Annotated in this window: 25 protein-coding genes; 17 read left to right on the top strand and 8 right to left on the bottom strand. The window is 74.2% G+C overall.

Features of this window, described 5'->3' with window-relative positions; all coding sequences use genetic code 11:
• Positions 1 to 170: 170 nt before the first annotated feature.
• Together ACIGAN_RS05360 and ACIGAN_RS05355 are read right to left on the bottom strand one after the other, a co-directional pair.
• Positions 171 to 683 carry a hypothetical protein gene (locus ACIGAN_RS05360; RefSeq protein WP_399855022.1) on the bottom strand — a complete coding sequence of 171 codons (513 nt, stop codon included), beginning with the start codon at positions 681 to 683 and terminating at the stop codon, positions 171 to 173.
• 377 nt (positions 684 to 1,060) lie between these two features.
• Positions 1,061 to 1,867 carry a hypothetical protein gene (locus tag ACIGAN_RS05355; protein ID WP_399855020.1) on the bottom strand — a complete coding sequence of 269 codons (807 nt, stop codon included), beginning with the start codon at positions 1,865 to 1,867 and terminating at the stop codon, positions 1,061 to 1,063.
• Between the two features lie 611 nt (positions 1,868 to 2,478).
• Between ACIGAN_RS05355 and ACIGAN_RS05350 the strand changes: the two genes are divergently transcribed.
• From ACIGAN_RS05350 to ACIGAN_RS05295, 12 genes are all read left to right on the top strand, one after another.
• A complete protein-coding gene (locus tag ACIGAN_RS05350; protein ID WP_399855017.1) occupies positions 2,479 to 3,408 on the top strand; it encodes an aminoglycoside phosphotransferase family protein in 930 nt (309 codons plus the stop codon).
• Positions 3,409 to 3,517: 109 nt separating this feature from the next.
• Positions 3,518 to 4,141: a class I SAM-dependent methyltransferase gene (locus tag ACIGAN_RS05345; RefSeq protein ID WP_399855015.1), complete on the top strand. Its 624-nt coding sequence runs from the start codon at positions 3,518 to 3,520 to the stop codon at positions 4,139 to 4,141.
• Positions 4,142 to 4,309: 168 nt separating this feature from the next.
• Positions 4,310 to 4,927 carry an NADPH-dependent FMN reductase gene (locus tag ACIGAN_RS05340; RefSeq protein WP_365088346.1) on the top strand — a complete coding sequence of 206 codons (618 nt, stop codon included), beginning with the start codon at positions 4,310 to 4,312 and terminating at the stop codon, positions 4,925 to 4,927.
• A 442-nt stretch (positions 4,928 to 5,369) separates the two neighbouring features.
• Positions 5,370 to 7,280 carry a WD40 repeat domain-containing protein gene (locus tag ACIGAN_RS05335; RefSeq protein ID WP_365740070.1) on the top strand — a complete coding sequence of 637 codons (1,911 nt, stop codon included), beginning with the start codon at positions 5,370 to 5,372 and terminating at the stop codon, positions 7,278 to 7,280.
• Positions 7,277 to 8,551: an MFS transporter gene (locus tag ACIGAN_RS05330; RefSeq protein WP_365088344.1), complete on the top strand. Its 1,275-nt coding sequence runs from the start codon at positions 7,277 to 7,279 to the stop codon at positions 8,549 to 8,551. The genes ACIGAN_RS05335 and ACIGAN_RS05330 overlap by 4 nt, the downstream gene beginning before the upstream one ends.
• A gap of 11 nt (positions 8,552 to 8,562) precedes the next feature.
• A complete protein-coding gene (gene ribA, locus ACIGAN_RS05325) occupies positions 8,563 to 9,267 on the top strand; it encodes a GTP cyclohydrolase II (RefSeq protein ID WP_365088342.1) in 705 nt (234 codons plus the stop codon).
• Positions 9,264 to 10,991: a WD40 repeat domain-containing protein gene (locus tag ACIGAN_RS05320; protein WP_399855012.1), complete on the top strand. Its 1,728-nt coding sequence runs from the start codon at positions 9,264 to 9,266 to the stop codon at positions 10,989 to 10,991. The genes ribA and ACIGAN_RS05320 overlap by 4 nt, the downstream gene beginning before the upstream one ends.
• Positions 10,988 to 12,010, top strand: coding sequence for a formylglycine-generating enzyme family protein (locus ACIGAN_RS05315; RefSeq protein ID WP_399855009.1), 1,023 nt, complete (start codon positions 10,988 to 10,990; stop codon positions 12,008 to 12,010). The genes ACIGAN_RS05320 and ACIGAN_RS05315 overlap by 4 nt, the downstream gene beginning before the upstream one ends.
• Before the next feature lie 52 nt (positions 12,011 to 12,062).
• A complete protein-coding gene (locus ACIGAN_RS05310; RefSeq protein WP_365088339.1) occupies positions 12,063 to 12,554 on the top strand; it encodes a dCMP deaminase in 492 nt (163 codons plus the stop codon).
• A 6-nt stretch (positions 12,555 to 12,560) separates the two neighbouring features.
• A complete protein-coding gene (locus ACIGAN_RS05305; RefSeq protein WP_365088337.1) occupies positions 12,561 to 13,016 on the top strand; it encodes a luciferase domain-containing protein in 456 nt (151 codons plus the stop codon).
• 117 nt (positions 13,017 to 13,133) lie between these two features.
• Positions 13,134 to 13,277 (top strand): hypothetical protein, encoded by a 144-nt coding sequence (locus ACIGAN_RS05300; RefSeq protein WP_351352083.1) that lies wholly within the window; start codon positions 13,134 to 13,136, stop codon positions 13,275 to 13,277.
• A gap of 34 nt (positions 13,278 to 13,311) precedes the next feature.
• Positions 13,312 to 13,908 (top strand): hypothetical protein, encoded by a 597-nt coding sequence (locus ACIGAN_RS05295; RefSeq protein ID WP_399855005.1) that lies wholly within the window; start codon positions 13,312 to 13,314, stop codon positions 13,906 to 13,908.
• A gap of 694 nt (positions 13,909 to 14,602) precedes the next feature.
• On the opposite strand, the gene ACIGAN_RS05290 is transcribed toward ACIGAN_RS05295, so the two are convergent.
• Positions 14,603 to 17,620, bottom strand: a complete 3,018-nt coding sequence (locus ACIGAN_RS05290) for an AfsR/SARP family transcriptional regulator (RefSeq protein WP_365740076.1) — start codon at positions 17,618 to 17,620, stop codon at positions 14,603 to 14,605.
• A 328-nt stretch (positions 17,621 to 17,948) separates the two neighbouring features.
• Between ACIGAN_RS05290 and ACIGAN_RS05285 the strand changes: the two genes are divergently transcribed.
• Entirely contained in the window at positions 17,949 to 18,947 is a 999-nt protein-coding gene (locus ACIGAN_RS05285) for a GlxA family transcriptional regulator (protein WP_399855002.1), read from the top strand.
• Positions 18,948 to 19,013: 66 nt separating this feature from the next.
• Entirely contained in the window at positions 19,014 to 19,652 is a 639-nt protein-coding gene (locus ACIGAN_RS05280) for an HD domain-containing protein (RefSeq protein WP_399854999.1), read from the top strand.
• Positions 19,653 to 19,727: 75 nt separating this feature from the next.
• On the opposite strand, the gene ACIGAN_RS05275 is transcribed toward ACIGAN_RS05280, so the two are convergent.
• The 3 genes from ACIGAN_RS05275 to ACIGAN_RS05265 all read right to left on the bottom strand — a co-directional run bounded on the left by ACIGAN_RS05275 (position 19,728) and on the right by ACIGAN_RS05265 (position 21,427).
• On the bottom strand, positions 19,728 to 20,537 hold the full coding sequence (locus ACIGAN_RS05275) for a universal stress protein (protein ID WP_399854996.1): 810 nt from the start codon (positions 20,535 to 20,537) through the stop codon (positions 19,728 to 19,730).
• 31 nt (positions 20,538 to 20,568) lie between these two features.
• Positions 20,569 to 20,907, bottom strand: coding sequence for a hypothetical protein (locus tag ACIGAN_RS05270; protein WP_399854994.1), 339 nt, complete (start codon positions 20,905 to 20,907; stop codon positions 20,569 to 20,571).
• Positions 20,908 to 21,061: 154 nt separating this feature from the next.
• A complete protein-coding gene (locus tag ACIGAN_RS05265) occupies positions 21,062 to 21,427 on the bottom strand; it encodes an STAS domain-containing protein (protein ID WP_365088329.1) in 366 nt (121 codons plus the stop codon).
• 175 nt (positions 21,428 to 21,602) lie between these two features.
• Here ACIGAN_RS05265 and ACIGAN_RS05260 point away from each other — a divergent pair, with 175 nt between their 5' ends.
• The 3 genes from ACIGAN_RS05260 to ACIGAN_RS05250 all read left to right on the top strand — a co-directional run bounded on the left by ACIGAN_RS05260 (position 21,603) and on the right by ACIGAN_RS05250 (position 23,062).
• The gene (locus ACIGAN_RS05260) at positions 21,603 to 22,082 is read left to right on the top strand and encodes an ATP-binding protein (protein WP_365088328.1); all 480 of its coding nucleotides are present in this window, start codon (positions 21,603 to 21,605) and stop codon (positions 22,080 to 22,082) included.
• 143 nt (positions 22,083 to 22,225) lie between these two features.
• Positions 22,226 to 22,744: a hypothetical protein gene (locus ACIGAN_RS05255; protein ID WP_399854991.1), complete on the top strand. Its 519-nt coding sequence runs from the start codon at positions 22,226 to 22,228 to the stop codon at positions 22,742 to 22,744.
• Positions 22,745 to 22,906: 162 nt separating this feature from the next.
• Positions 22,907 to 23,062, top strand: coding sequence for a DUF6131 family protein (locus tag ACIGAN_RS05250; RefSeq protein ID WP_365088325.1), 156 nt, complete (start codon positions 22,907 to 22,909; stop codon positions 23,060 to 23,062).
• A gap of 55 nt (positions 23,063 to 23,117) precedes the next feature.
• Here ACIGAN_RS05250 and ACIGAN_RS05245 read toward each other — a convergent pair whose 3' ends face one another.
• Positions 23,118 to 23,666: a phosphatase PAP2 family protein gene (locus ACIGAN_RS05245; protein WP_365740080.1), complete on the bottom strand. Its 549-nt coding sequence runs from the start codon at positions 23,664 to 23,666 to the stop codon at positions 23,118 to 23,120.
• Positions 23,667 to 23,745: 79 nt separating this feature from the next.
• Positions 23,746 to 24,807 carry a YihY/virulence factor BrkB family protein gene (locus ACIGAN_RS05240; protein WP_399854987.1) on the bottom strand — a complete coding sequence of 354 codons (1,062 nt, stop codon included), beginning with the start codon at positions 24,805 to 24,807 and terminating at the stop codon, positions 23,746 to 23,748.
• Positions 24,808 to 24,837: the final 30 nt, after the last annotated feature.

Raw genomic sequence — 24,837 nt, 5'->3', positions numbered from 1 at the left:
GGTGAGCGGGCTCCACTCCCCGCGCCCGGCTCGGCGCGCTGGTCCGGGCCCTGTACGGCGCACCGGCGGGCCCAGGGGGCCCGCCGGTGCGCCTGCCAGTGGTCCAGACCGGGCCGGACATCCGGGTACGGCGTCTTTCAGGTCACGGCCGCCGGACCACCCGGGTGGCGTCAGGGGCAGAGCACACGCGTCACCGGCGTGTAGACCGGGCCGCCGCTGACGTTGGTCGAGTCGCGGAACTCGGCGTAGAAGTAGGAGTAGAAGCCGATGTTGCCGTTGCAGCCGGAGTCCGCGGCGATGTCCAGCTTCAGGGTGACCGTACGGCTCTGTCCGGGCGGGACGGTGGTGCCGTAGTTGGCGCCCAGGTTGGCGGGGCCGGTCCCGGAACAGGGCGTGGCGCCGCTCGCGGTGGTCAGAGTGCAGCCGGAGAAGCCGTACTTGAGGTCGGGGCGCTGCGTGGTGAGCCAGGTCGGCTCGATGGTCTGGTAGACGAACCAGACGTCGTGGGTGTGGTGGTTCGTGAGGGTCATCGACAGGTCGACCGTGCCGCCGGGCGTGGTGGTGGCGCTGCCGGTGGCGAAGGTCAGCTCGGCCGGCGCCGGATCGGCCGCGCTCGCACCGGGCGCCAGGCCGAACGCGGCGAGGAGGAGGGCCAGGACGGCACCGGGACCGATACGTCTCATCAGGGGTGATCGCATGGCCCGGGAGGCTAGGCAGGGGCCGGCGACGGCGTCTGCCCCCCACGGCGTCCGCCGTCCGCGACCCGGCCGGAAGTGTCCATGGTGTGCGGGAGACGTGGGGGAGGCGTGGAGAGGTGGGGGAGGGGGCGTCGATCCTGGTGGTGCGCGACGTCCGGGCCAGGCCGGGCGGGCCGCGCCCCGGCGACCGCCGCCACGGCGCGCGGGAACGACATTGGCGCGTATCGGATCCGGGGGTGCCCGTCCGGGCCCGCCGGACAGCGACCCGGCCGCGGACACCCCGAACTGCCGTGCGGGGCAGGGGAGATGACGGGTGGTGGCAGCCCGGACCCCTGGCCGTCGCGGGCCCGGGCCCGCGCGGGTCAGCGGGCCGTCGCCCCGAGGAACACGACGGCACCCGTGATCACGACCAGGGCCGACGCGAACGTGTGCCGGCGGGCCTTGCGGAGCTTCTCCCGTACCAGCCAGGCGTGCGCGGTCGCCAGCAGCCACCGCAGATAGGGGTCGGTGCGGGCGATGTTGCGCCGGGCCGTGGCCAGGCCGCGCTCCAGCGCCATCCGCTCCGCGGGCCCGGCGGCGGCCAGCCGGCGGCTGATCTCCGCGGCGAGGAGACGGTGGCGCAGGAGGTCCTCCACATCATCGGCCAGCGCGCCGAAGTAGTGGCCGGGGGAGGCTTCGAACTGCTCGCGCAGCCCGCGCAGGGCGGGCGAGGTGAGCACGTCGGGGGTGGTCAGCGGCGGGACCAGGACCTCACTGGTCTGCCACACCGCCCAGGCCACTCCGAGGAGCGCGGCGACCAGCCCGCCTCCGGCCCACGCCGCGTGGGCCCAGTCGGTGATCTTCCCGACGGCGAGCAGCGGGCCGCCGCCGAGCAGCAGGGCACCCACGGCGCCGCTGGAGGCGAGGGTCCACCGCGCGGCCTCCCTGCTGTCGGCGACCGAGTCCAGCGGTGAGGGCAGCGCCTCCAGCACCCCCGAGTCGGGCGGCCCGGACGGCGGTACGGGGCTCACCGGTCCCTCTCCGCGGAAGACGACGCCGAGCGGGCCGGGGACGTCGTCGGGCAGATCCACGTACGGTGCCCACCGCTCCCCGTCGAAGTACTCCAGCACGCCGGACTCGTCGACCCGGACCGCGTTCGCCCTCGGCTGCTCTTCCTGGGTGTCCGACATGAACTCAGTATGCCCGCGGCCCCGTTGACGCCTGTGCCCGAGGGGCGGCGGTCGGTCGCCCGCCCGGCCTTCCCGGACGCGTCTCCTCGGTGCCGGTGCCGGTGCTGGTGCCGCGTGTCGCGTGCCGCGTGCCGCGTGCCGCGTGCCGCGTGCCGCGTGTCGCGTGTCGCGTGTCCCCGTGACGACTGGAGGCGAGACGGTTCGTCTTGTTACAGTGAGGTCATGGCTTTCCTCTTCTTCGTCTGAGTCCGGGCACGGCCGACGCGGCCGTCTCCGCTGTCCGTGGACCCTTCGCCCGCCCGGGGAAAGTCATATGCGCGCCGGGAGAGAAGGCCGCCGTCGGCGAGGACGGCACGGGTGAGCCGACCCTGTTGCGCGTCCTCGCGGGCGGTCTGGCGCCGGACGCCGCCGGGAGCGGTGGTCGCCGTCTCGAACGACCGGGCTTCCGCGCGAGGTTGGCGGGGGAGCGGCCCGAACCGCGCGCGGCCGGCCGTAGGTGATACCCCGACAGGAAGCCGCTCCGGCCCGGGCCGACGCCTCGGCCGGGAGCCCATGATCCGACCGGCCCCGCGACCGAACCGCCGGGGCCGCCTGCCGAAAGCGATGGAGTCATGACCACCACCTTCCTCACCCCGCGCCAACTCGCCGACCGCACCCGCGCCGCCGTCGAGGCGGCCGTCGCGGCGGGACGCGCGCTCGGCCTGACCGTCACGGATCCCACGGTGCTCCACGACGTGTTCTCCGTCGTCGTCCACCTCGCGCCCTCGCCGGTGGTGGCCCGGATTCCCACCGTGCTGCCGCACACCGAGGACCTGGACGCCCTCGCGCGCCGCCAGCGGGACGAACTGGAGGTGACCCACTGGCTCGACGAGCAGGGCGTCCCGGTGATCGCGCCCAGCCCGCTCGTGCCCCGCGAGCCGGTCCAGCGCAACGGGTTCTCCATGACGTTCTGGTCGTTCGTCGAAGAGGACCGCGGCAAGGAACCCGACTACGTGGCGCACGCCGAGAGCGTCGCCGGCCTGCACGCGGCCCTGCGCGCCTATCCGGGCCGCCTGGAGTTCCTCTCCGCGGCCGATCCGCAGTTCATCGCGGACAGCCTCGACCGGCTCGACCGGCACCCCACCCTGATCGGCGCGGCCGAACTGGGCCGCGCCCGCCGCGCGTGGCAGGACCTCGAACCGCTCGTGCGCTCACGCGCCGCTTTCGAGGCCCGGTTTCCCGGCATCGACCTGCAGCCCCTGCACGGCGACTGCCCGCCCGCGAACATCTTCCACGGCGTCGACGGCGACCGCTACGCCGACTTCGAACTGGTCACACTCGGGCCCGTCGAATGGGATGTGGCCGCTCTCGGACCCGAGCACGAGGCCGCCTACGACCGCGGCGCGCTGCGCAACGGCATACGGCCGCTCGACCAGGAGGTCCTGGCCTTCGTCAACGCCCTGGGCATGCTGCGGATCGTCGCCGCTCTCACGCTGGTCCCGCAGCAGCCCCGGCTGCTGGACCACCTCAAACCCGCCGTCGAGCAGTGGAAAACGAATTGAGTAGCTCATTGCGCTCCCGGATCGATCCCTTTCCGGTCCCTTTTCGATCCCCTTTTCTCTCCGGCCTGAAAGGGTTGACCGCATAAATAACGATCCCTAATTTTGCGGCATGAAAACCAGCCGCTGGAATCCGAACATCCATTACTACCCCACCATTCTGGACTTCGTCCCGGAAAACTGCCGTGAGGCGCTGGACGTGGGATGCGGCGACGGGGAGCTCGCCCGGCTCCTCGCCGCCCGGTCCGGTCACGTCACCGGGATCGATCTCTCCCCGGAGATGGTCGAGTCGGCACGCGACCGCAGCCAGGACGTGCCCAACGCCCGCTTCCTGGAGGCGGACTTCCTCGAAGCCGGCGGAACACAGCTCCCCGCGGGCCGGTACGACCTGATCACCATGGTCGCCGTCGCGCACCACCTCGGCACCGAACGCGCCCTGAACCGGTCGGCGGAGCTGCTGGCGCCGGGCGGCCGGCTGGCGATCATCGGTCTGGCCGACCCCGGGTCCGTACTCGATCTGCTGCACCTGGCCGTGGCGGTGCCCGCCGTCAAGCTCGTGGGCCGGGGCAGGGGCGGCAGTCACGCCCCGTCGAAGATGCCGGTCGCCGACCCGGACACCACCTTCCGCGAGGCACGGGACATCGCCCACCGGGCGCTGCCCGGCAGCCGGTTCCGGCGCCGTCTGCTGTGGCGCTACACCCTGCTGTGGGAGAAGCCGCGCGACGCTCCGGGCTGACGTCCAGGGCGCGCTCGGGCCGGCTTGCGGGCCCCGGGCCGGGCGTTCCCGTCCGGCCCGGCGGACCCGGTATCGGATCGGGACCGGTCCGGGAAGCCGCTGCGGCACTCTCAAGTCATCGGAAGGCGGCCCCGCCAGGGGAACCGCCCGGACGACAGGGAGACCGGGGTGACCAGGATCGTACTGATGTCCGGCAGTCTGCGCCGCGGCTCGGTGAACACCACCGCCGTCGCGACGCTCGGCCGGCTGCTGGCCCAGCGGGACGCGCGGGTGCGCACGCCCCTGCTGGATCCGCGGGTTCTGCCGTACTACGACCAGGACCTCGACGTGGCGGACGGGCCCGCCCCGGTGGCCGAGGCGCGCCGGCTGCTCGACTCCGCGGACGCCCTGGTGATCAGCACGCCCTCCTACAACGGAGGCGCGCCCGGAGTCCTGAAGAACGCCCTGGACTGGCTCTCCCGCCCCTGGGGGGACAGCGCGCTGACCGGTCTGCCGACCGCGGTGCTGAGCGCGTCCCCCGGACCCCGAGGGGCGGCGGACGCCCAGCCGGGACTGCGGGTGAACCTGGAACGCTCCGGAGCGGTCCTCATCGACCACCGGCCGGTCGCCCTCGGCGACGCGGAAGCGCTGCCGCGCACCGGCCAGGGCTTCACCGACCCGGCGACCCTCGCCCTCCTCGACGAGGTGGCGGCCGCCGTGTGGGCGGCCCGGCGCACCGTCGCCGACGCGGACGCCGTCCGGCCCGCGGCCGGTGACGTCGCACCGCTCCCCGCGACCGTCGCCTGACGTCCCTCCGCCGGCGCCGCGGCCCGACCGCGGCGCCCCTCCCGAGACTTGCCCCGCGCGTGGTGCCCACAAGGTACGCGTCGGTGGCAGGAACGCCCGCCCGACCAGGGACGGTGCACAGGTACGGCACCACGCGCGACGTGGAGCCCGAGCCCACGAAAGGGGGTGCCCCTCATGACGAAGCTCGTCCGCCGTGTGACCCGCGCCGCCATCTGAGGCGCCCTGTCAGTTCCCCCGTCACGAGCACAGCAGGAATGCGAAGGAGGTGCAGTCCCATGACCAAGCTCGTCCGTCGCGTGACCCGCGCCGCCATCTGAGGCGCCCCTCACCCTCCAGTGCAGTGAGGATTCGCCCCCCGGGGCAGGCTCGCCCCGCCCCGGGGGGCGCATCGCGTCCTTCTGTCGACTTCCTCTCGATCCCACGACAGGAACGGAGTTCCGCCATGGGCATCCCCGAACGGATCACGCGGATCGTCAGCCTGCCCGGTCGCGGGCTCCTGGCCTGTGACGTCCGCGGTGGTCTGCACCTGCTCGACCACGACCTGACCCTGCGCCGCTCCTCCGGCGTGCCCGCCCTCGCGCAGGACACGGCCGGCCAGCCGGTGTACGGCGTCGCCCTCGCCGGCGACTGGATCATCACCCGCGACAAGACCGGCACGCTCTGCCGCTGGCACGCCGACACCCTGCACCTGGCCGACCGGCTCGACGCCCGCGCCACCGCCGACCGCTCCCTGCTGCTGGAGGGCGAACAGCCGTCGCCCACCATGCTGCGCGGCATCGGCCTGTGGAACGGCAAGGCCTATGTCGACAACGGGTACTTCCAGGTCGTCGTCCTCGACGTGGAGACGTTCGCCGTCGAGCGGATCGTGCAGTGGCCGCACGGCTACGACATGCTCGAATGGTTCTGCACCGACGCCCCCGGCGTGCACGCCGTCTCCGACCGGCACGGGTGCGTCCACCTCGGCTCGCTGGAGGAGTGGTCCTTCCCGACCACGGTGCGCATCGACACCTCCAACGTCCACCGCGTCGTCTACGACGCCCGGCACCGGCGCTTCTGGGCCATCGGCGACGCCGGCATCGACGACACCCGCAACGTCTCCAACGGCGTGGTGACCATCGGCCTCGACGGCACGGTCGACCAGCGCATGCACTTCGCCCGCAACGACGTCGAAGGGCTCGTGTTCTCCCCGGACTTCGCCACCGCCTACATCGGCGGCTTCGACGGCGAACTGCTCCTGTTCGACAACACCACGCCCGAACTGAGCGTCCGCAAGCGGGTCGGCGGCTTCAGCCACCAGATCATCGACGTCACCATCGACGAGCAGGGCCGCGTCTACACCCTCACCCAGGACGGCGAGATCACGGCACTGTCCCCGGAGGGCGAGCTGCTGCACCGGCTCTCCTACACCCGCCAGTGCGTGTGGGACCTGCGCCCGCTGCCCGGCGACGGCACCACCGTCCTGGCCGCCACCGACGACGGCACCGCCGTGGTCCGCCTTCGCACCAGCGGCGACCACGCCCGCCTCGACCTGGTCGACGAGTACCACGACGCCCCCGGTTTCGCCCGCCGCGCCGAGCCGTGCGGCGACGACCGGGTGGCCATCTTCTGGCCCGACACCGTGCGCCGCTTCACCCCCGACGGCACCACCGTGTGGGAGTCCCGCCTGCCCGGCATCGTCCACACCGTCTCGGTCTCCCCGGACCACAGCCGCGTCCTCGTCGCCTGCAACGCCGGCGGCTTCGAGTTCGACGCGGCCACCGGCCGGCAGCTGCTCCACGTGGACCGACTGCCCGCCAGCGCCTGGGCTTCGGCCTACCTGCCCGACGGCCGCCGGGTGCTCGGCACCCGCACCGGCCGGCTCGCCGCCTACGACGAACAGGGCGGCGTCACCTGGGAGACGGAGCTGGAGAGCTACCCCAAGCGGCTGCTCGTCGACGGCGACCGGCTGCGCGTCACCGGCGGCGGAGGCGTCAAGGAGATCGTCGTCGGCGAGGACAAGCCGCGGCGCCAGTTCGTCGAACTCCTCGACAACACCGCCGAGAACTGCGCCCTGATCGACGGCACCCTGTGCGTGGTCACCTACGGCATGCAGATCGCCGCCTACGACCACGACAGCGGCGAACTGCTGGCCCTGCACGAGGACCTGCCCGACTTCCCCAAGGGCATGACCGCGCTGCGCGGCGCCGACGGCCGGGCCTACGTGGTGGTCGGCGGCCGGGGCGGCTACCTGCGCCTGTACCGCCTGGACCGCGGCGGTGACGGTCCCGTCCTCACCGTGCTGCGCGACCTGTGGCTGCCGCGGTCCTCCGGCGCCCGTCCCTTCCCCGCCGCGAACGGCGCGGCCCGGCCGTGACCACCGCCGACCGGGTGCGGGCCGCACACGGCGGCGACCGGGGCGACGAGGTCGTGGAGCCCTCGCCGTTCGCCGAGCGCTCCTTCCGGGTCTTCGCCGCCGGCAACACGGTCAACAACCTCGGCGAGGCCCTGTACGCGACCGCGCTGCCCCTGCTGGCCTACCGCCTGACCGGCTCGCTCGCCGTGATGACGTGGCTGGCGGCCACCGTGCCGATGAGCATGCTGCTCGCCCCCTGGTTCGGCTCGGTGGCCGACCGGCGCGGCACCGCCCGCCTCGTCCTGTACGGGCTGCTGGCGCAGGCGTCGGCGGCCACGGTGATGAACCTGCTGCTGTGGCAGGGCGATCCCGAGCCGTGGGTGCTGTTCGTCTGCGCCCTGGTGGTGGCCGCCGGCGGCGTCGCCTACCGGGTCGGCTGGATGACCGACGTGCCGGTGATGTTCCCGCGCTGCCCGGCCCGCGCCCGCGGCACCCTCAACAGCCTGTTCCTCGCCACCACGCTGGCCGGGCCGGTCCTGGTCGCGGCCACCCTGCCCCTGCTGGGCTACCTGGGCGTGCTGTGGCTGAACCTGCCCACCTTCTTCGCGCCGCTGGCGGTGTGGGCGGCCGGCGTCCGGCCGCCGCGCCGCCCCGCGACGGACCCCCGCCGGCGCGAACCGGCACGACTGCGCGGCGTCTGGCGCGACACCCTCGCCGACCGGCGCATCGCCGTCACGCTCGTCCTGCAGATGGTGCTGGAGGCCGTCTGCGGCACCGGCCTGACGTCCCTGGTCCTCTTCGAACTGCGCCACTCCTGGCAGCTGTCCGCACAGCAGGCCGGCTGGGTCGTGGCGGCCGTGAACCTGAGCCTGCTCACCGGCAACCTGCTGGTGTCCCAGCGCGAACGCCTGCGCCCCGCGACGCTGCTGCCCGTCGCCGTCGTCGTCCGCGCGGTCTCCCTGGCCCTGCTGGCGGTGCCCGTGTGGCCGCTGTTCCTGGTGGCCCTGGCCCTCGGCGCCGTCGCCCAGGGCGCGCTGCTGGCCGCCGTGGTGATGCTGCGGGTGCGGTACCTGCCGCAGGAGATCATGGGCCGGGCCTCGGGACTGATGTGGCTGCTGACGGGATCCGCCGCGCTGCTGTCCCCTGTTGTGATCCCCCCGCTCGAACACGCTGCGGGCCCGCACGCCACGTTCCTGGCGCTCGGCGTCGCCTCGTCGGTGGTGCTCGTCCAGCTGCACCGCGCCCGCACCGCCTGGACCCCGACGAACCCGGCGACGACCGAGCCGGCCTAGGAGGAGGAAACATGCCCCACATATCCGGCGACACCCGCACCACCGACCTCCCGGCCGCCTCCGTGCCCGCGCTGCGCCACCCCGACGGCACCGGTGACGCACCACCCCGGGCGGAGGTGCGCCAGAGCGTCCGCATCCCCCTGTACCCGGCCACGGGCGACCCGATCACCGCCAGCGTCACGACCTTCCGCGGCCTGGTGGACGGGCGCGAGCACCTCGCGCTGCGCCTGGGCACCGTCCAGGACGGCGTGCCGCTGGTGCGGGTGCACTCCGAGTGCCTGACCGGCGACGTGTTCGGCTCCGCGCGCTGCGACTGCGGCCCCCAGCTGCGCGAGGCGCTGCGGATGATCGACACCGCCGGCGGCCTGCTGCTGTACCTGCGCCAGGAAGGCCGCGGCATCGGCCTGTACAACAAGCTCGACGCGTACGGGCTGCAGGACCGGGGCCTGGACACCTACGAGGCCAACCGCGCCCTGGGCCTGGGCGAGGACGAACGCGACTACGCGGCGGCCGCCCAGATGCTGCGCGCCCTCGGCCACGACGAGATCGACCTGCTCACCAACAACCCCAACAAGTGCGAGCAACTGCGCCGTTACGGCATCCGGGTGCGGCGCACCGTCGCCACGGGCGTCTTCGTCAACCCGCACAACACCGGCTACCTGACCGCGAAGGTCGCCCGCACCTCTCACACCATCCGACTGGAGGAGTCAGCGTGATACGCCATCACGGGCCGATCAGCGGCGTCGCGGCCTTCGGCGGCGCGTACGTGGCCACGGCCGGCTACGACAACCAGGTCATCCTGTGGGACGCGGCCCGCCGGGCCCCGCTCGCCCGCGCCGTCCACGACCACCTGGCCAACCAGGTCACGTTCAGCCCGGACGGGAAGCTGCTGCTGACCTCGTCGAGCGACTACACCGCCCGGCTGTGGTCGGTGCCCGACCTGAAGCTCCGCGCCGTCCTGAGCGAGCAGAAGGACGACGTGGAGATGTCCGTCTTCCACCCCACCCGGGAACTGGTCGCCACCGCCTCACGCGACCACCTGGTGCGGGTCTACGACTTCGCCGGCGCCCTGGTGGCCCGCTTCGAGGGGCACACCGCCGACGTCATCTCCGTGGCCTGGCTGGGGGAGAGCGACGAACTGCTCACCTCCAGCGACGACGGCACCGTCAAGCGCTGGTCCCTGGCGTCCGGCGGCATGGTCGGCGAGGTCGACCTCGGCGGCGTCGAGACCGACACCATCGCGATCACCCGGGCCGGCGTGGTGTACGCGGGCAACGACGACGGCGAGATCATCACCATCGCCGACGGCCGCACCGGCAAGGCCCCCGCCCACGAGGCCGGCATCAAGCGGCTGGTGTACAACGCGGCCACCGAGTCCCTGGTCAGCCTCAGCTACGACCGCACCCTGCGCGTGTGGGACGCCTCCGACGCCGAGGCCGGGCTGCGGCTCACGCACACCGCCGAGTTCCCCGCCGAGGTGTGGGCCCGCTCCTGCGCCTTCCTCGACGACTCCACGCTCGTCTTCGGCACGTTCGGCTCGTCCTACGCCCTCTACCGGGTCACCGACGGCACCTGGGACCTCACCGGCGTGGAGCCCACCGCCTGCGTCAACTCCGTCGTCACCACCGCCGACGGCGCCGTGTGGACGACCGGCGACGCCGGACTGGTGTGGGTGGACGGCACGCAGCGCGCCGACACCGGCAGCCTGTGCAACTTCCTGGTCGAGGTCGGGGACCGGGTCCTGACCGGCGGTCAGCTCGGCCGGGTCTTCGACGCCCGCGACGGACGCGTCCTGCACCAGCACCGCTCCCCGCTGAACTGCGCCGCGGCCTTCACCCGGGACGGCGTCCCGCACGTCGTGGTCGGCGCCTACACCGGCGAGGGCCTGGTCTTCGCCGTCCGCGAGGGCCAGGAGCCCGAGCACGTCGCCACACTGCCGCTGCACACCAACGCGGTCAAGGGCGTCGCCGTCTCCGGCGACACGCTGTTCGCGGTGTGCGCGGACGCCTCGGTGTCCTGGTTCTCCCTGGAGACGTTCACCGAGACCGGCCGCGTCGACGAGGCCCACGCGAGGATCGCCAACGGCTGCGCCCCGCTGCCCGGCGGCCGTTTCGCCAGCGTCAGCCGCGACCTGACCCTGCGCATCTGGGACGACCGCACCAGCCGCACCGTGCCCACGCCGCACGACCACTCCGTCAAGTGCGTCGCCGCCTCCCCGGACGGACGCCTCGTCGCGACCGGCTCCTACGCCGGCACGGTCGCCGCGCACGACGTGACGACGGGGGAGTGGCCCGTCGTGGTGCGGCCCACCACCGCGGGCATCTCCAGCCTGCACTGGGACGCCACCCGCGGCCGCTTCCTCGCCTCCTCCTACGACGGACGGGTCTACCCGCTGGACCCGCCGGAGACGGCTCAGGCACCGGGGGAGCGGGCGGCATGACCACGGCCGAGGCCCCCGTGGTCAACCCCAACGCGCTGGACGACCGTACGGCGATGGGGCTGCCCGCGTCCTTCACCGACCGCGTCGACCAGGACCGGCTGCGGCAGCTGACCGGCACGCTCGCCGGGCAGGACCCGCACGAGCTGGCCCTGCTGGTGTCGGACCCGGCGGCCGAACCGCTGCTGCGGCTGGCCGCGGGCAACCTGCTGGCCCTGCTGGGCGATCCCCGGATCGACCCGCTGGCGCCGGCCATGGCGGACGTCCCGGCCGCCCGGGTGCGGCTGGGGCTGGCGGCGGACCGCGTCGACGCGGTCGCCGCCGCCTGGCGGCACGTGGGCGTCATCCGCGCGTGGATCGCGAAGGAGGCGCCCGAGTACGAGGCCGACATCGCCGCCTTCCGCATCGCCCGCTACCCCGTCACCAACGCGGAGTACCGCCTGTTCCTGACGGAGAACCCGGACGTCGCACTGCCCACCTCCTGGCGGTTCGGCGTCTACCCGCCCCACCTGGCCAACCACCCGGTGTGGAGCGTGTCCCCCGAGGACGCCGACGCCTACGCGGCCTGGCTCGCCCGCCGCACCGGCCGGGCCTTCCGGCTGCCCACCGAGGCGGAGTGGGAGTACGCGGCCTCCGGCGGCGACGGACGCGCCTACCCCTGGGGCGAGGAACCCGGCGAGGACCGCGCCAACACCGTCGAGTACGGCCCCCTGACCACCACCCCGGTCGGCATGTACCCGGCGGGACGCAGCCCGTTCGGCACGTACGACATGGGCGGCAACGTCGAGGAGTACGTCGCCGACGACTACCGGCCTTACCCGGGCGGCCACCTCGTCGACGACGACCTGCACGGCGACACCGGCACCCCCTACCGGGTGGCCCGCGGCGGCAGCTTCACCCGCTACGCCGACCTGTCCCGCTGCCGCCGCCGGCACGGCTGGTACCGGCGGGACCTGTACGCCATGGGGTTCCGGCTCGCCGAGACCCCCGCCGACGGCACCGGAGCGGGGTGGGGCCGGTGACCCGCCGTCCGGCCCCGGCTCCGGCCGGGGCGGCGATCCGCAGGGAGCCGCCGTGACGGGCCGCCGGGACAGACCGGGCCCCGGGAGCGACCTGGAGTGGTTACGGCGCGCGGTGGACCTCTCCCGCCGCTGCCCGCCGTCGCCGACCGCGTTCTCCGTCGGGGCGATCCTGGTCGCCGCGGACGGCCGGGAACTGGCCCGTGGGTACTCGCGCCAGGACGGCGGCCGCGTCCACGCCGAGGAGGCCGCCCTGCGCTCCCTGGGCGACCCCCGGCCCGGCCTGCGCGACGCCACCCTCTACACCTCCCTCGAACCGTGCACCCGCCGGGCCTCGTCCCCGTCCCCCTGCGCCGCACTCGTCCTGGCCGCGGGCATCGGACGGGTCGTCGTGGCCTGGCGCGAACCCCCGCTGTTCGTGGCGGACTGCACCGGCGTGGAAACCCTGCGCGCCGCGGGCGTCGAGGTGGTGTGCCGGGACGAACTGGCGGCGGCGGCCCGGGCGGTGAACCGCCATCTGCTGCCCTCCGGCACGGCGGGAGGGTGAGCGGACATGCCTCTGCCACCGCGCCGCGGGCCGGCCCCCCTGGTCGTCACCTGTGACCCGGTCGAACAGCTCACCGACCCGGCGCCCGCCGGGCTGACACAACGGCTCGTCGACGCGGTCACCGCGTTCGACGGGGTCCGCACGGGTCCCTCGTACGTCTGCGTACGGGGGACCCGTGCGTTCCACCTCGCACCGGTCCTCGCCCACGGGCCGGCCGAGGCGTTCCTCGCGGGCTCGGAGTTCGGGCACGTGCACCCGCCCTACGACGGCAGCCTCCACCTGATGCTGCCCGACCCGTGGGGCGAGGCGGTGATCGCGGCCGGCTGGGGCACGGCCGCCACCCCGTGCGGCTCGCTGCTGGTCTACGCCCCGCGCGACGAGGCCGAGACGGCCGTCGTCGCCCGTCTGGTGACCCGTGCGTACCTGTACGCACGCGGTACCTGGACACCCGGTCCCTCCTGACCCGACCGCGGCCGCGGATCCGGGGTATGCGGCCGGTATCGCACCGGGACGCCGTCGGGATCCGCCCGTCGCACTCTCGTGGCACACCGGAAACGGACGGCTCGAAAGGAACACGACATGCGGTGGTTGGGGCACGCGGCACTGGCCGTGGTCATGACGGCGGTGCTCGCCTGGGCGGGCGCGACGACGGGAGCCGCCGGTGCGCACGGCGCGGACGGACACCACCGGGTCCTGGCCACCGATGTCGGCCCCACGCACTGACCACCGTGTCACCCCGAGGCGGGAGGAGACCGACATGACGGCGAGCGCGGCACGGTTGCCGCTGGTGCTGCTGCCGGGACCGGAGACCCCGGCGGCGGACGTGACCCGTCTGGTCCGGGCCCTGCCCACCGCCCTCCGGCCGGTCGTCCTGCGCCCCGCCGCCGACGACCTGGCGGGCGATCTCGTCCGCCGGGTCCGCGACGCCGGTGTGACCGGCCGGTTCGCGCTGCACGGCTGGGGGACCGGCGCCCACCTCGGGCTCGCGCTGGCCGGGGCGTTCGAGAGGGCGGCCGGATACGCCGTCTGCACGACCCTGTTCGTGTCCGACGCGGTCGCCCCCGGCTGGACCCCGGCACCGCCCACGTCGGGACCGGCGCACGCCGTACGCCGCACGGTCACCGAGAGCCGGCTGGTGGTCTGCGCGGGCCCGCTGCCCGGCGGGCCGAGCCTCGCGCCGTGGAGCCGGCACTCCACGTCCGGCACCGAGTTCGTCACCCTGCCGCCCGGGCCGCGGGCGGCGGCCCTGGCCGGACTGATCACCACGCGCCTGCTCCCCACCGGGACCCGGGCGACCCCCGCACCGGCCGCCCAGCGGCAGGGCGGGGAGCGGCTGGCCGGAGCAACGCCCTGACCCCTGCCCCGAGTTCACCGCGACCTCCGGCCGCCGGCTCCCGACACCCACACCCGGGACCCGGCGGCCGGCTCCATGCCGCCACGCGGAACGAACTGCCGCCACCTCGATGAACGACCCGCTCCCGAGGGGGCCGGCAGCGGCTCCCGAACAGCCCGACACCGCTCCCGAACAGGCCGACACCGCTCCCGTGCCGGCTCCGTAGCGGCTCCGTGCCGGCTCCCGTGCCGGCTTCGCGCCGACTCCCACGACGGCCCCTTGCGGCTCCGCGGGCGCGCGCATCCCACCGTCATGCGGCGGCCGTCCCGACGCCCCCGATCCCAGGGCAGTCCCGCCCCAAGGGTCCGCGACGGCCCGCCTTTTGCCCCCGGGCCGTGCCCTCTTCCTGGCCCGGGGTCGTCCCGTCTTCCTGGCTGGGGTGGTTCCACCTTCCAGGCCGCGGTTGTTCCACCTTCTTGGCCCGGGCCGTCCCGCCCCCCGGACCCGCGGCCGCTCCCGGGGCCCGTGGCGACCCCCGGGGATCCGTTGCGCCCCTCGGGGGCCCGTGACGACCCCCGGGGACCGTCGCCCCCGGACCCGCGACCGCCCTCCCGGACCCGCGGCCGCCCCGCCGTCGTAGGCGGGGCGGCCATCCCGGCTTCGGGCCGGGTCGTCCGTACTCCGGGCGGGCGGCCTCACACCTCCCCGTTCGGCCTCACCCTTCCGCCGCCTGCGCACTCAACGCCATCGCGGCCGCGTGGTCCCGTGCCGAGCGGCCGTGCCGGTCGGCGGCCGCCACGTCGCCCAGGACGCGCAGGGACTCGGCCAGCCCCCGGTGCGAGCCGGCGATCTCCGTGCGCAGCCCGATGGCCGTCGCCCGCGCCAGCGCCGCCCGATGGCGCTCCACGGCCCGCCGGTGCTCGCCACGCGCCCCGTCGATCCGCCCGAGCACGTTCTCGACCGTGGCCTGTCTGGCCCGTGACCCGTGACCGCGGGCAAGGTCGAGCGCCGCCACCGCGTGGTCGTGCGCCGTGTCCGCACGCCCCGCCGCCAGTTCCGCCTCCGCCAGATTGCTGAGCACCAGCGAGGTCAGCGCCGGCGACCGCAACGGCTCGCACAGCTCCCGGGCCCGCTCCAGGCACCCGGCCGCCTCCTCGATCCGCTCCAGACGCAGCAGCGCCAGCGCCAGGTTGGCCAGCGCCGTGACCTCGATCCCCGCGTCCCCCGTGCGACGGGCCAGGGCGGCGGCCCGTTCCCCGGCCTCCACGGCATCGGGCAGACGTCCCAGCCGCTCCCTGGCGAAGCACAGGTTGGCCAGCGCCTGCGCCTCCTCCCGCGCGGAGCCCAGCGCCCGGTGCGCGTCACCGGCACGTTCCAGATAGCCGACGGCGTCCGTCAGCCGTCCGACACTGCTGCACAGGACGCCGAGCCGGCTCAGGCAGGCCGCCTCGGTGCGGGGATCGCCCAGTCCGGCGGCGATCTCCAGAGCCTCCTCGGCGGAGGCGATGCCCTCCCGGAACAGGTCACGCTGCCACTGGGCGACCGCCTGGTTGATCAGCGAGACGCACAGCAGTTCCGGATCGCCCTCCTTGCGCGCGCTGTCCACGGCCAGCCGGGCCGTCCGCTCGAAGTCCGAGAAGTGGTTCTGGGCGTGCAGGTGGAAACCGATGCCGCGACTGAGCCACGCGGCGTGCCGGTGCAGACCGTGCTGGTCGGCCAGGTGGACGACGGCGACGACATTGCGCCACTCCTGGGCGAACCACTGCTGCGCCTCCTGCGGCCGCAGAGCCGGGCCCGCGTACCGCGCGTCGGTCGCCGGGGCGCACCCATAGCGCACCCGGCCGGGGAACAGGGTGTCGCACGCGCGCTCCAGATCGGCCACCGTGCGCTCCGCCAGCCGGAGCACCGCGGCGGAGCGCTGCGCGGCGTCGTCGACCGGCAGGGTACGGGCGAAGCTGTGCACCAGGTCGTGGAAGGAGTACCGGCCCCACTCGAACTCCTGCAACAGATGGACGTCCAGCAGGTGTTCCAGGGTCCGCTCGGCACTGTGCGGATCGGTGTCCAGCAGGGCCGCAGCGGCCGGCACGGCGAAGTCGGCCCCCGGATGCAGGCTCAACAGGCGGAAGTGGGCGCGGTGTTCGGGTCTCATGGCGTCGTACGACATGCGCAGGGCCGTCGCGACGCTGCGGTCCCCGGACTCCAGTTCGCCCATGATGCGGGAGTCGTCGCCGAGCCGCTCGGTCAGATGGTGCAGCGACCAGTGGGGACGCTTGCGCAGGCGGGCGGCGGACACCCGCAGCGCCAGCGGCAGCCTGCCGCACAGCCGTACCAGGTGCGCGGTGGCGTCCGGTTCGGCGGCCACGCGGTCCGCGCCGAGGATGCGGCGCACCATCTCGACGCTGTCCTCCTCGGTGAGCAGACCGAGCGACAGCCCTTCGGCGCCCTCCAGTTCGGGCAGCCGGACCCGGCTGGTGATGAGGACCAGGCCGCCGGGGGAGGCGGGCAGCAGCGGGCGGACCTGAGCCCCGTCCACCGCGTTGTCCAGGACCAGCAGCAGCCGCCGGCGGGCACTGGTGACCCGCCACAGGGCGATGCGGCTGAGCAGGTCCTCGGGCACGGACCTGCCGGGCACCCCCATGGCGCGCAGCAGCACGCCGAGCGCCGTGCCGGTCGACAGCGGCTCCTCCCCGGGGGTGAACCCCCGCAGATCCAGGTAGAGCTGGCCGTCGGGGTAGGTGTCGGCCAGCCGGTGCGCCGCGTGCACGGCCAGGGCCGTCTTGCCGCTGCCGCCCATGCCGTCGATCAGCAGGATGTGCGGGCTGGTGCGGTCGCCGTCGGCGGGCGGCGCGGTGGTGAGCCGCCGTATCTCCTCCTGGCGCCCGGTGAAGTCCGCCAGGTCGTACGGCAGGGTGCACGGGGAGGTCCCGGCGACCGCGAACGGCGGTTCCTTCGTGTCCTGGGGCACCGGCGGGGCGTCCAGTTCCGGGTCGGCGCGCAGGATCTGCTCATACAGCGCGGCCAGTTTGGGCCCGGGGTCGATGCCGAGCTCCTCGGCCAGCGAGGTCCGCAGCCGGGTGTACTCCTCCAGCGCCTCCGCCTGCCGCCCGGCGCGGTAGAGCGCCAGCAGCAGGTGGCCGCGCAGCACCTCGCGGTAGGGGTGGGCGGTGACGGCCTCGCGCAGCTCGCCGATGAGGCCGCTCGACTCGCCCTGGTCGAGCCGCAGTTCGAAGCACTGCTCGGAGGCGGTCAGCCGCCGCTCCTCCCACACGGCCGCGGCGGCGTCGATGACGGGACCGCCCGCGCCGCCGAGGATGGGGCCCCGCCACGTGTCCAGTCCGGCCTTCAACTGCATGACAGCGTTGTCAAGAAGGCCTTCGGCGCGGGCCTCCTGCGCGCGGCGCACCCTGATGTCGAACATCCGCAGGTCCAGCTGTCCGTCGTCGAGCGCGACGCGGTAGCCGGGCGGCTCGGTGACGATGACCTCGTGGCCGGACGGCAGACGCCGGCGCAGTTCGGCGACCGCCTTGCGGACCTGGTGCACCGCCGTGGACGGCGGCTCCTCCTCCCAGACCGCCTGGACCAGCCGGGAGACCGGAACGATCCGTCCCGCCTCCAGCAGCAGCATGGCTAAGACCCGTTCGTTGACCGGACCACCGGGCTTGATCCGTCTCTCACCCTCCCAGATCTCCAGCGGACCGAGAACATGGAAGCGCACGCGGGGGGTGGTGTGCATGGTCGGTGCTCCAACTCATGGTGTGTTCCCACTGGTTCCCCCGCAGGCCGGTGACCTCATATGTCCGTGCTATGTGCCGGTTGAACATACATACACTTCCACGCTCGGCGGCCGACATGCACCGGCCCGTCGCGAGGCCCGGCGGTGCGGCGGCCCGGCGGTGCGGCGGCCCGGCGGCCGGCCACCCGGGCGGACCCGCGCTCGCTCCCCGCGAGCCCGCGCCACCGCACCCGGCTGCACCGCGCGATCCGCGCCGGCGGCGGCAGGGACAATGGGGGAGAGAGTACGCGCTCCGGCCGGGGAGCCGGGATCGGTGAAGGTGAGGACGATGGAGCCGAAGGAGCACCACGTCGGTGTACTCGTCTTCGACGGCATGAAGATGCTGGACCTGTCCGGGCCGGCGGAGGTCTTCAGCGAGGCCAACCGGTACGGCGCCCACTACCGGCTGACCCTCGTGTCCGTCGGCGGCGCCCCGGTCTCCTCGTCCATCGGCGTCCGGGTGCCGGTCGACGCCGACGTCACCGACGCCCCCGCCTTCGACACCCTGCTGGTGGTGGGCGGCGACGACGTGCCCCTCGGACCGGTCGACCCGGCCCTGGCCGCCGCCGCGCGCACCCTGGCGGCCCGGGCCGGCCGGGTCGCGTCCATCTGCACCGGCGCGTTCGTCCTCGGCGCGGCGGGCCTGCTGGACGGCAGACGGGCGACGACGCACTGGCAGCACACCGAGCTGCTGGCCCGGCGCTGGCCCACCGCCCGCGTCGAGCCCGACGCGCTCTTCGTCCGGGACGGCTCGCTGCACACCTCGGCCGGCGTCACGGCCGGCATCGACCTGGCCCTCGCCCTGGTGGAGCAGGAGCACGGGCCCGCCCTGACCCGCAGCGTGGCCCGCTCCCTGGTGGTCTACATGCAGCGGGCCGGAGGACAGTCCCAGTTCTCCGCCTCGCTCCAGGGCCCGGCCCCGCGCACGCCGGTGCTGCGGCAGGTCCAGGACGCCGTCCAGGCCGACCCCACGGCGGACCACAGCCTGGAGGCGCTCGCCGCCCGCGTGCGCGTCAGCCCCCGGCATCTGACCCGGATGTTCCGCACGGAGCTGGACACCACACCGATGCGCTACGTGGAACTGATCCGCTTCGACCGGGCCAAGGCGCTGCTGGACTCCGGGCTCAACGCCACCGAGGCGGCCGCACGGTCCGGTTTCCCCAGCTACGAGAGCCTGCGCCGCGCCTTCGCCCGGCATCTGGGCATCTCCCCGACGAAGTACCGGCGCCGCTTCGGCACGACCGGCACGGGCATGGCCGTTTCCGAGGGGTTGTCGGCCATCCGGTAGCGGCTCCGGGCCCCTCGGCCGGCGGAGGGTGGAGGAACCGAAGACCCCCGCCGAGGAGAGCCAGTCATGACCGAGACGATCGCCGGTGTCGAGATCCCCGACAGCAAGCTGGCCCGTGAGGCCACGGAACTGATCCGCACCACCACACCGCCGCTGATCTACCACCACTCGCGGCGGGTGTACCTGTTCGGCAGCCTGCAGGCCGCGGCGCTCGGGCTCCGCCCCGACCCCGAGCTGCTGTACGTGGCGGCCCTGTTCCACGACACCGGCCTGGTCGCCCCGTACCGCGGCGACGACCAGCGGTTCGAGATGGACGGCGCCGACCAGGCCCGGGCGTTCCTGCTCGGCCACGGCCTGTCCGCGTCCGACGCGCAGACGGTCTGGACAGCCGTCGCCCTGCACACCACACCGGAGGTGCCGTACCGGCTCGCGCCGGAGATCGCGGCGACCACGGCGGGGGTGGAGACCGACGTGCTCGGTCTGCACCTGGGGCGCCTCGGCCGGGCCCGGATCGACGAGGTCACCGCGGCCCATCCCCGTCCGGACTTCAAGCGGCAGATCCTGCGGGCGTTCACGGAGGGATTCCGGCACCGCCCGCAGACCACGTTCGGCACCGTGAACGCCGACGTGCTGGAGCACTTCGTCCCCGGCTTCCGCCGCACCGACTTCGTCGACGTCATCCAGAACTCCGACTGGCCCGAATGAACCCGGCGCCGGCCCGCCCGGTGCCCGGTCCGCGGGCCGGCCGTACGGCCGGCGGCGGGGTACCGGCCGGCCGGGTCACGCCTGGCCGCGGACGACGACCACGGAGCTGTGCGCGTGGTGCAGCAGCGCCTGGCTCACCGAGCCGAGCAGCAGACCGGCGAACCCCCCACGGCCGCGGGCCCCCGCGACCACCAGTCCGGCGGTGCGGCTTCGCTCGATCAGCACCTCCCGCACCTCGCCACTGGCGACCTCCTGCCGCACGGTGACGTCCGGGTACCTCTCCGCGTGCCCGGCGAGGGCCTGCGCCAGGAGCCGCTCGGGGCTCTCCACGCCGGTGCCGGGCGGTGCGTGATCCGGCAGCCAGGCGTGCACGGCGGCGATCTCCGACCCACGCAGCGAGGCCTCGGCGAACGCGAACCCGACCGCTGCCGCGCCCGCGGGCGAACCGTCGACACACAGCAGGACGGGGCCCGGCCCGGCGGGCTCCTCGCGCGCCACCATCACCGGGCAGCGGCTGTGCGCCGCCATGGACGCCGCCGTCGATCCCAGCAGCATGCCGAGGAAGCCGCCCACCCCGCGGGCCCCGAGGACGAGCAGGTCCGCCGCCCGCGACTCGGCCTCCAGCACCGAGACCGTGTCACCGGGCACCATGGCCGCGGTCACCGTCAGTCCGGGCGCCACGCCCCGCGCGCGGTCGGCGGCCTCGTCGAGGACACGGTCGAGCGGTGTGGTGTCCAACGGCGCGTACACGGGTCTGACCGGCCAGTTCAGGGCGTACACCACGCGCAGCTCCGCACCCCGCCGCCGCGCCTCCGCGGCGGCCAGCTCGACCGCCGCGGCGCTGGACGGCGAACTGTCCGTTCCCACGACCACCAGTCGGCCCATCACGCCTCCAGGTCTCGGATCGACTGCCGGATCAGTACTCCGGCTGCGCGGCTCGACCGCCGCGGGCGGCCTCGGCTTCGACGGGCGCCGCGAACGCGCAGGTCCGGGCCGATCCCGGCGAGGCCGCCGCCGAGGCGGAGGAGCGGGCGGGGGCGATCGCGGAGGCCGCCTGGCAGGCCGAGGCCGCCCGCGGCGGTCGCGCCGCCGGCGCCGGACCGGCAATCAACGCCGCGTCGGGACCGCTCGCCGCCGTCGTGGGCGAGGAACCGGTGCCGTCGTCACCGCATCCCGTCACGGTCGCGGCGGCCGGTACGCGGCCGGCCGCGTACCGGGCGGATCGGTGGCCGTGAGCGGATCGTTCTCGCGCCATGTGCCGTCCTCCACGCCGGGCCGGGCCGTCCCGTCCATCCTCGGCGCGGCACCGGCGGTGCGCCTCCCCGCGTGGGCCGTTCGATCCCCGACCGGGCGGGAAAGAAACCCCTCAGCCCGGCACGAGGGACATCTCACACGGCCGAGAGGGCCGGTCAGGCGGTCAGGGCCTGCTCGGTGGTGGGGTGGCACGGGATCAGCGTGTCCACGCCGACCAGCTGCAGGACGCGCAGCACGGACTGCTGCGCCCCGGCGATGCGCACCCACCCGTCCTCGGTGCTCACCTGCTGGTGGGCGGCGACGAAGACGTTGATGCCGCTGGAGTCCATGAACGTCACACCGCTGAGATCGGCGACGATCCGCGCGGGCCCGGCCCCGTCCGCACCCAGCAGCGCGCCCCTGAGCACGTCCTGGACGTCGTGGTCGATCTCGCCCCGCAGGGTGACGACACGGACCCCCTCGACCACGCGATGGTCCGCGGAGAGCCGGCTGGGCCGGTCGGCTTGCTCGGTGTGGGCCACGGTCTCCTCGACTGCAATCTAGGCTTGCCCCCCTCGGGGCAGGACGCGCGGGTGATTCTGCCCCACGGACGCGGTCGGATGCACCCGGGTGTCGATTTCGTGCCCCCTCCGTGCTGCATGCCACGGCCGCAGGGGGGTACTGGCGCGCGCATGACGGGGAGTGAGGACGAGACCGATGGGATCTGATGGCGACGGTGACGACTGTACGGCGCCGGAAGAGCACGTGATGCGGGCCGGATACGCCCTGGGCGGCGAGGACCGCTGCATCGCGGAGGCCCGGCATCACGCGGCCGCCTTCCTCGACGAGGCCGGCGACGACCATCACGTGCCCGTGTCGGACCGTGCCAAGGACCTCACGCAGCTGGTGGTCAGCGAGCTCGTGACCAACGCCCGCAAGTACGCCCCCGGCCCGGTCCTGATGGAGCTGCGCCTGACCACCCGCGCCGTGGAGATCGTCGTGTGGGACAGCGATCCCACGGTCCCCGCGGCCCGGGCGGCCGACCCCGGCCGGATCGGCCAGCACGGCCTGGAGATCGTCAAGGCGGTCACCGAGAACCTCTTCATGGAGCAGGAGGCGGTCGGCAAACGCATCACCGCCCGCATCGCCCTGGCCGAGGCTCCCTGCAGCGACGCCGCCGCCCCGACCTCGCGATAACCGGCCGCCGCGAGAGTCCGGTGCCGCCGCCGGGCGCCGGGCCGGGGCATGCTGGAGGCCGTGACCGGGTGGCGCACGGTGCGCGTGCCGCGACGACCGAGCCGGGACGCCCGACCCGCGTCCCAGGACGTGAGGGGCATCAGGTGGCGGACGACCGGCGAGCGGATCCGGAGCCCGGCGCGCGGGCGGGTGTCCTGGCGGCCCGCCTGAAGGAGCGCATCTACGCCACGATCACGATGATCGCCGTGGTGGTCGGCCTGTCCCTGGGCGAGGTGGGCGCCCTCGGCGCGGTCGCCACGGTGGTGACGACCGCCGTCGGGCTGTGGCTCGCCGCGTTCGTCGCCGACCAGCAGGCACACCGCACCGTCCACCGCCGCTTCGCCACCGGCCACGAGCTGCGCCGCATGCTGTACGTCAGCAGCCCGCTGCTGTCCTGCGCCGTGGGCCCGGCCGTGCTGATCGCCCTGGCCGCGCTGGACGTGCTGTCCCTGCAGGCCGCCTTGACGATCGCGGCCGGGGTCGGGGTGGTGTCCCTCTTCCTGTGGGGCTGTCTGGGCGGGCTGCGCATGGGCGGCGGCACCCTGACGGCGGTGGCCGCCGGTACCGCCGACGCGGTGATCGGGGTGGCGGTGGCGTTGGTGAAGGCGGCCGCCGGGCACTGACGGGGCGGATGTGTGCGCCGCCCGGCGGTCCGGGTGGGCTCGCCCGGGCCGGCGCCGAGGTCGCGTCACGGCGCCGGTCGTGAATGGAACGGCCGCGGCAGTTCCCCGCGTCGGCGCCGGGGTACACGGTGTAGCAGCACTCCTCACACACCGGAGGCGGTCATGCTCCTGCTCGGCATCATCCTTTTGGTCATCGGCTTGATCACCGGCATCTCGATCCTGTGGACGATCGGGCTCATCCTCGCCGTCGTCGGCGCCGTCCTGTGGATCATGGGTTCCATGGGACGCTCGGTGGCGGGCCGCCGGCACTATTGGTGACGCTGCCCCACGGCAGCCACGGCGCCGCCGCCGTACGGCCCGCCGGTCGGCACCCCTACAGCCAGTTCCGCAGGATCAGGCGCGGGGTACGGCGGACGAGCCAGGCGGCGGCCAGTCCGATCACTGCCCCGGCGGCGACGTCGCTGGGGTAGTGAGCACCCGACTGCACCCGCTCCACGGCGACCGCGGCCGCCGGAACGGCGCACACCGCACCCGCGACCGGCCAGACCGGTGCGACGGCGGCGCTGAAGGCGACCGCGGCCGCCGTGTGCCCGGAAGGGAACGAGGAGGAGTCGGGGCGGTCGTCGACCTCGTCGTGCGGGATCCGGTCCGCGGGTGGCCTCGGGCGGTCGGCGAGCTGCTTGCACACACCGTTCGACACCACCTGCGCCACCACCAGGGCTCCCAGCCCGGCCGCGGCCGCCTTGCGGCCCCGCCATCCGCCCAGCGAGGCCATGGCGACGGCGGCCGCGCACCACAGCTTCGAGCTCTCCGCGGACTCCTCCACCGCCGACAGCACCTTCGCGACGCCCCGCGGGGTACGTGACGCCGCCTTCTCCGTCAACTCCAGATCGGCTTCGAACAAGCCCGTCAGCATTCTCATGATCTGCGGTTATCCAGATCGCGGCGGGTGAAGCAGACCGATCGTGCCCGCCCGTTCGCCGCCCGCGCGGCGGCGCCGGTCACGCCTCCTCCAGCCGGCGCACGTCCCTCTCGGTCCACGCCCTGGTGTCGCGCGGCTCGGTGTAGGGCTCCTTCTCCGGCGGCAGACCGCCCGCGATCGACCGCTGCCGGATGATCTCCGCGTCGAATTCCAGCCCGAGGAGGATCGCCAGATTGCTGATCCACAGCCACACCAGGAAGACGATGACACCGGCCATCGTCCCGTACGTCTTGTTGTACGTGGCGAACTCGGCGACGTAGACCGCGAAGCCGGCGGACGCGAGCATCCAGATGACCAGGGCCAGGAAGCTGCCCGGGGTGATCCACCTGAACCCCTTCACCCTGGCGTTCGGACTGGCCCAGAACAGCAGCGCGATCATGGCCGTCACCAAAACCACCAGAAGGGGCCACTTGGCGATCGACCACATCGTGAGCGCCGTGTCGCCGATCCCGAGAGCCGTTCCGGCCTGCCGGGCCAGGGCACCGGTGAAGACGACGATCAGGGCGCCGGCGACGGCGAGCACCATCAGGGCAACCGTCAGCCCGATCCGCACCGGGAGGATCTTCCACAGGGGACGGCCCTCCGGCATGTCGTAGACCCGGTTGGCCGCGCGCATGAAGGCGGCCACGTACCCCGAGGCGGACCACACCGCCAGGACGATGCCGACGAGCGCCATGACCGAGCCGATGCCGGCGTTGTCCTGCAACTGCGTGACCGCCCCGGTGACGATGTCGCGCACGGAACCGGGAGCCAGCCGACCGACGTTGTCCAGCACCGTGTCCGTCGCGGCCCTGCCGGTCAGGCCGAGCAGCGACACCAGCACCAGCAGGGCCGGGAACAGCGACAGCAGCCCGTAGTAGGTCAGCGTGGCCGCCCGGTCGGTCAGTTCGTCGTCCTGGAACTCGCGCAGGCTGCCCTTCAGCACCGCCGCCCACGCCCGCTTCGGCAGCTGCGTCGGCGCGTGCGGTGCCCGCCGGTCCACGGCGGGCCCGGGCCCCACCTCCTCGGGCGGCGGGATGGCACGCTCCGCGGACTCGTGGCCGCCGTGGTGCTCGTTCCGCCCGGGAAGACGCAGCTTCATGCAGCCCGAGTACCCCCGGATCCCCGCTCT

Origin of the sequence: Streptomyces sp. NPDC085931, assembly GCF_044540565.1 — a bacterium.
Classification (GTDB): domain Bacteria; phylum Actinomycetota; class Actinomycetes; order Streptomycetales; family Streptomycetaceae; genus Streptomyces.
The sequence above is the reverse complement of the archived record's forward strand: the minus strand, read 5'-3'. Positions and strand labels throughout refer to the sequence as shown.

What these genes read in the sequence shown, in the direction of transcription:
- ACIGAN_RS05355 (WP_399855020.1), bottom strand. Translation starts at nt 1,867, where the DNA reads ATGTCGGACACCCAGGAAGAGCAGCCGAGGGCGAACGCGGTCCGGGTC.
- ACIGAN_RS05305 (WP_365088337.1), top strand. Translation starts at nt 12,561, where the DNA reads ATGCCTCTGCCACCGCGCCGCGGGCCGGCCCCCCTGGTCGTCACCTGT.
- ACIGAN_RS05290 (WP_365740076.1), bottom strand. Translation starts at nt 17,620, where the DNA reads ATGCACACCACCCCCCGCGTGCGCTTCCATGTTCTCGGTCCGCTGGAG.
- ribA (WP_365088342.1), top strand. Translation starts at nt 8,563, where the DNA reads ATGCCCCACATATCCGGCGACACCCGCACCACCGACCTCCCGGCCGCC.
- ACIGAN_RS05315 (WP_399855009.1), top strand. Translation starts at nt 10,988, where the DNA reads ATGACCACGGCCGAGGCCCCCGTGGTCAACCCCAACGCGCTGGACGAC.
- ACIGAN_RS05250 (WP_365088325.1), top strand. Translation starts at nt 22,907, where the DNA reads ATGCTCCTGCTCGGCATCATCCTTTTGGTCATCGGCTTGATCACCGGC.
- ACIGAN_RS05300 (WP_351352083.1), top strand. Translation starts at nt 13,134, where the DNA reads ATGCGGTGGTTGGGGCACGCGGCACTGGCCGTGGTCATGACGGCGGTG.
- ACIGAN_RS05360 (WP_399855022.1), bottom strand. Translation starts at nt 683, where the DNA reads ATGAGACGTATCGGTCCCGGTGCCGTCCTGGCCCTCCTCCTCGCCGCG.
- ACIGAN_RS05270 (WP_399854994.1), bottom strand. Translation starts at nt 20,907, where the DNA reads ATGGCGCGAGAACGATCCGCTCACGGCCACCGATCCGCCCGGTACGCG.
- ACIGAN_RS05335 (WP_365740070.1), top strand. Translation starts at nt 5,370, where the DNA reads ATGGGCATCCCCGAACGGATCACGCGGATCGTCAGCCTGCCCGGTCGC.
- ACIGAN_RS05245 (WP_365740080.1), bottom strand. Translation starts at nt 23,666, where the DNA reads ATGAGAATGCTGACGGGCTTGTTCGAAGCCGATCTGGAGTTGACGGAG.
- ACIGAN_RS05260 (WP_365088328.1), top strand. Translation starts at nt 21,603, where the DNA reads ATGGGATCTGATGGCGACGGTGACGACTGTACGGCGCCGGAAGAGCAC.
- ACIGAN_RS05275 (WP_399854996.1), bottom strand. Translation starts at nt 20,537, where the DNA reads ATGGGCCGACTGGTGGTCGTGGGAACGGACAGTTCGCCGTCCAGCGCC.
- ACIGAN_RS05295 (WP_399855005.1), top strand. Translation starts at nt 13,312, where the DNA reads ATGACGGCGAGCGCGGCACGGTTGCCGCTGGTGCTGCTGCCGGGACCG.
- ACIGAN_RS05285 (WP_399855002.1), top strand. Translation starts at nt 17,949, where the DNA reads ATGGAGCCGAAGGAGCACCACGTCGGTGTACTCGTCTTCGACGGCATG.
- ACIGAN_RS05240 (WP_399854987.1), bottom strand. Translation starts at nt 24,807, where the DNA reads ATGAAGCTGCGTCTTCCCGGGCGGAACGAGCACCACGGCGGCCACGAG.
- ACIGAN_RS05345 (WP_399855015.1), top strand. Translation starts at nt 3,518, where the DNA reads ATGAAAACCAGCCGCTGGAATCCGAACATCCATTACTACCCCACCATT.
- ACIGAN_RS05280 (WP_399854999.1), top strand. Translation starts at nt 19,014, where the DNA reads ATGACCGAGACGATCGCCGGTGTCGAGATCCCCGACAGCAAGCTGGCC.
- ACIGAN_RS05350 (WP_399855017.1), top strand. Translation starts at nt 2,479, where the DNA reads ATGACCACCACCTTCCTCACCCCGCGCCAACTCGCCGACCGCACCCGC.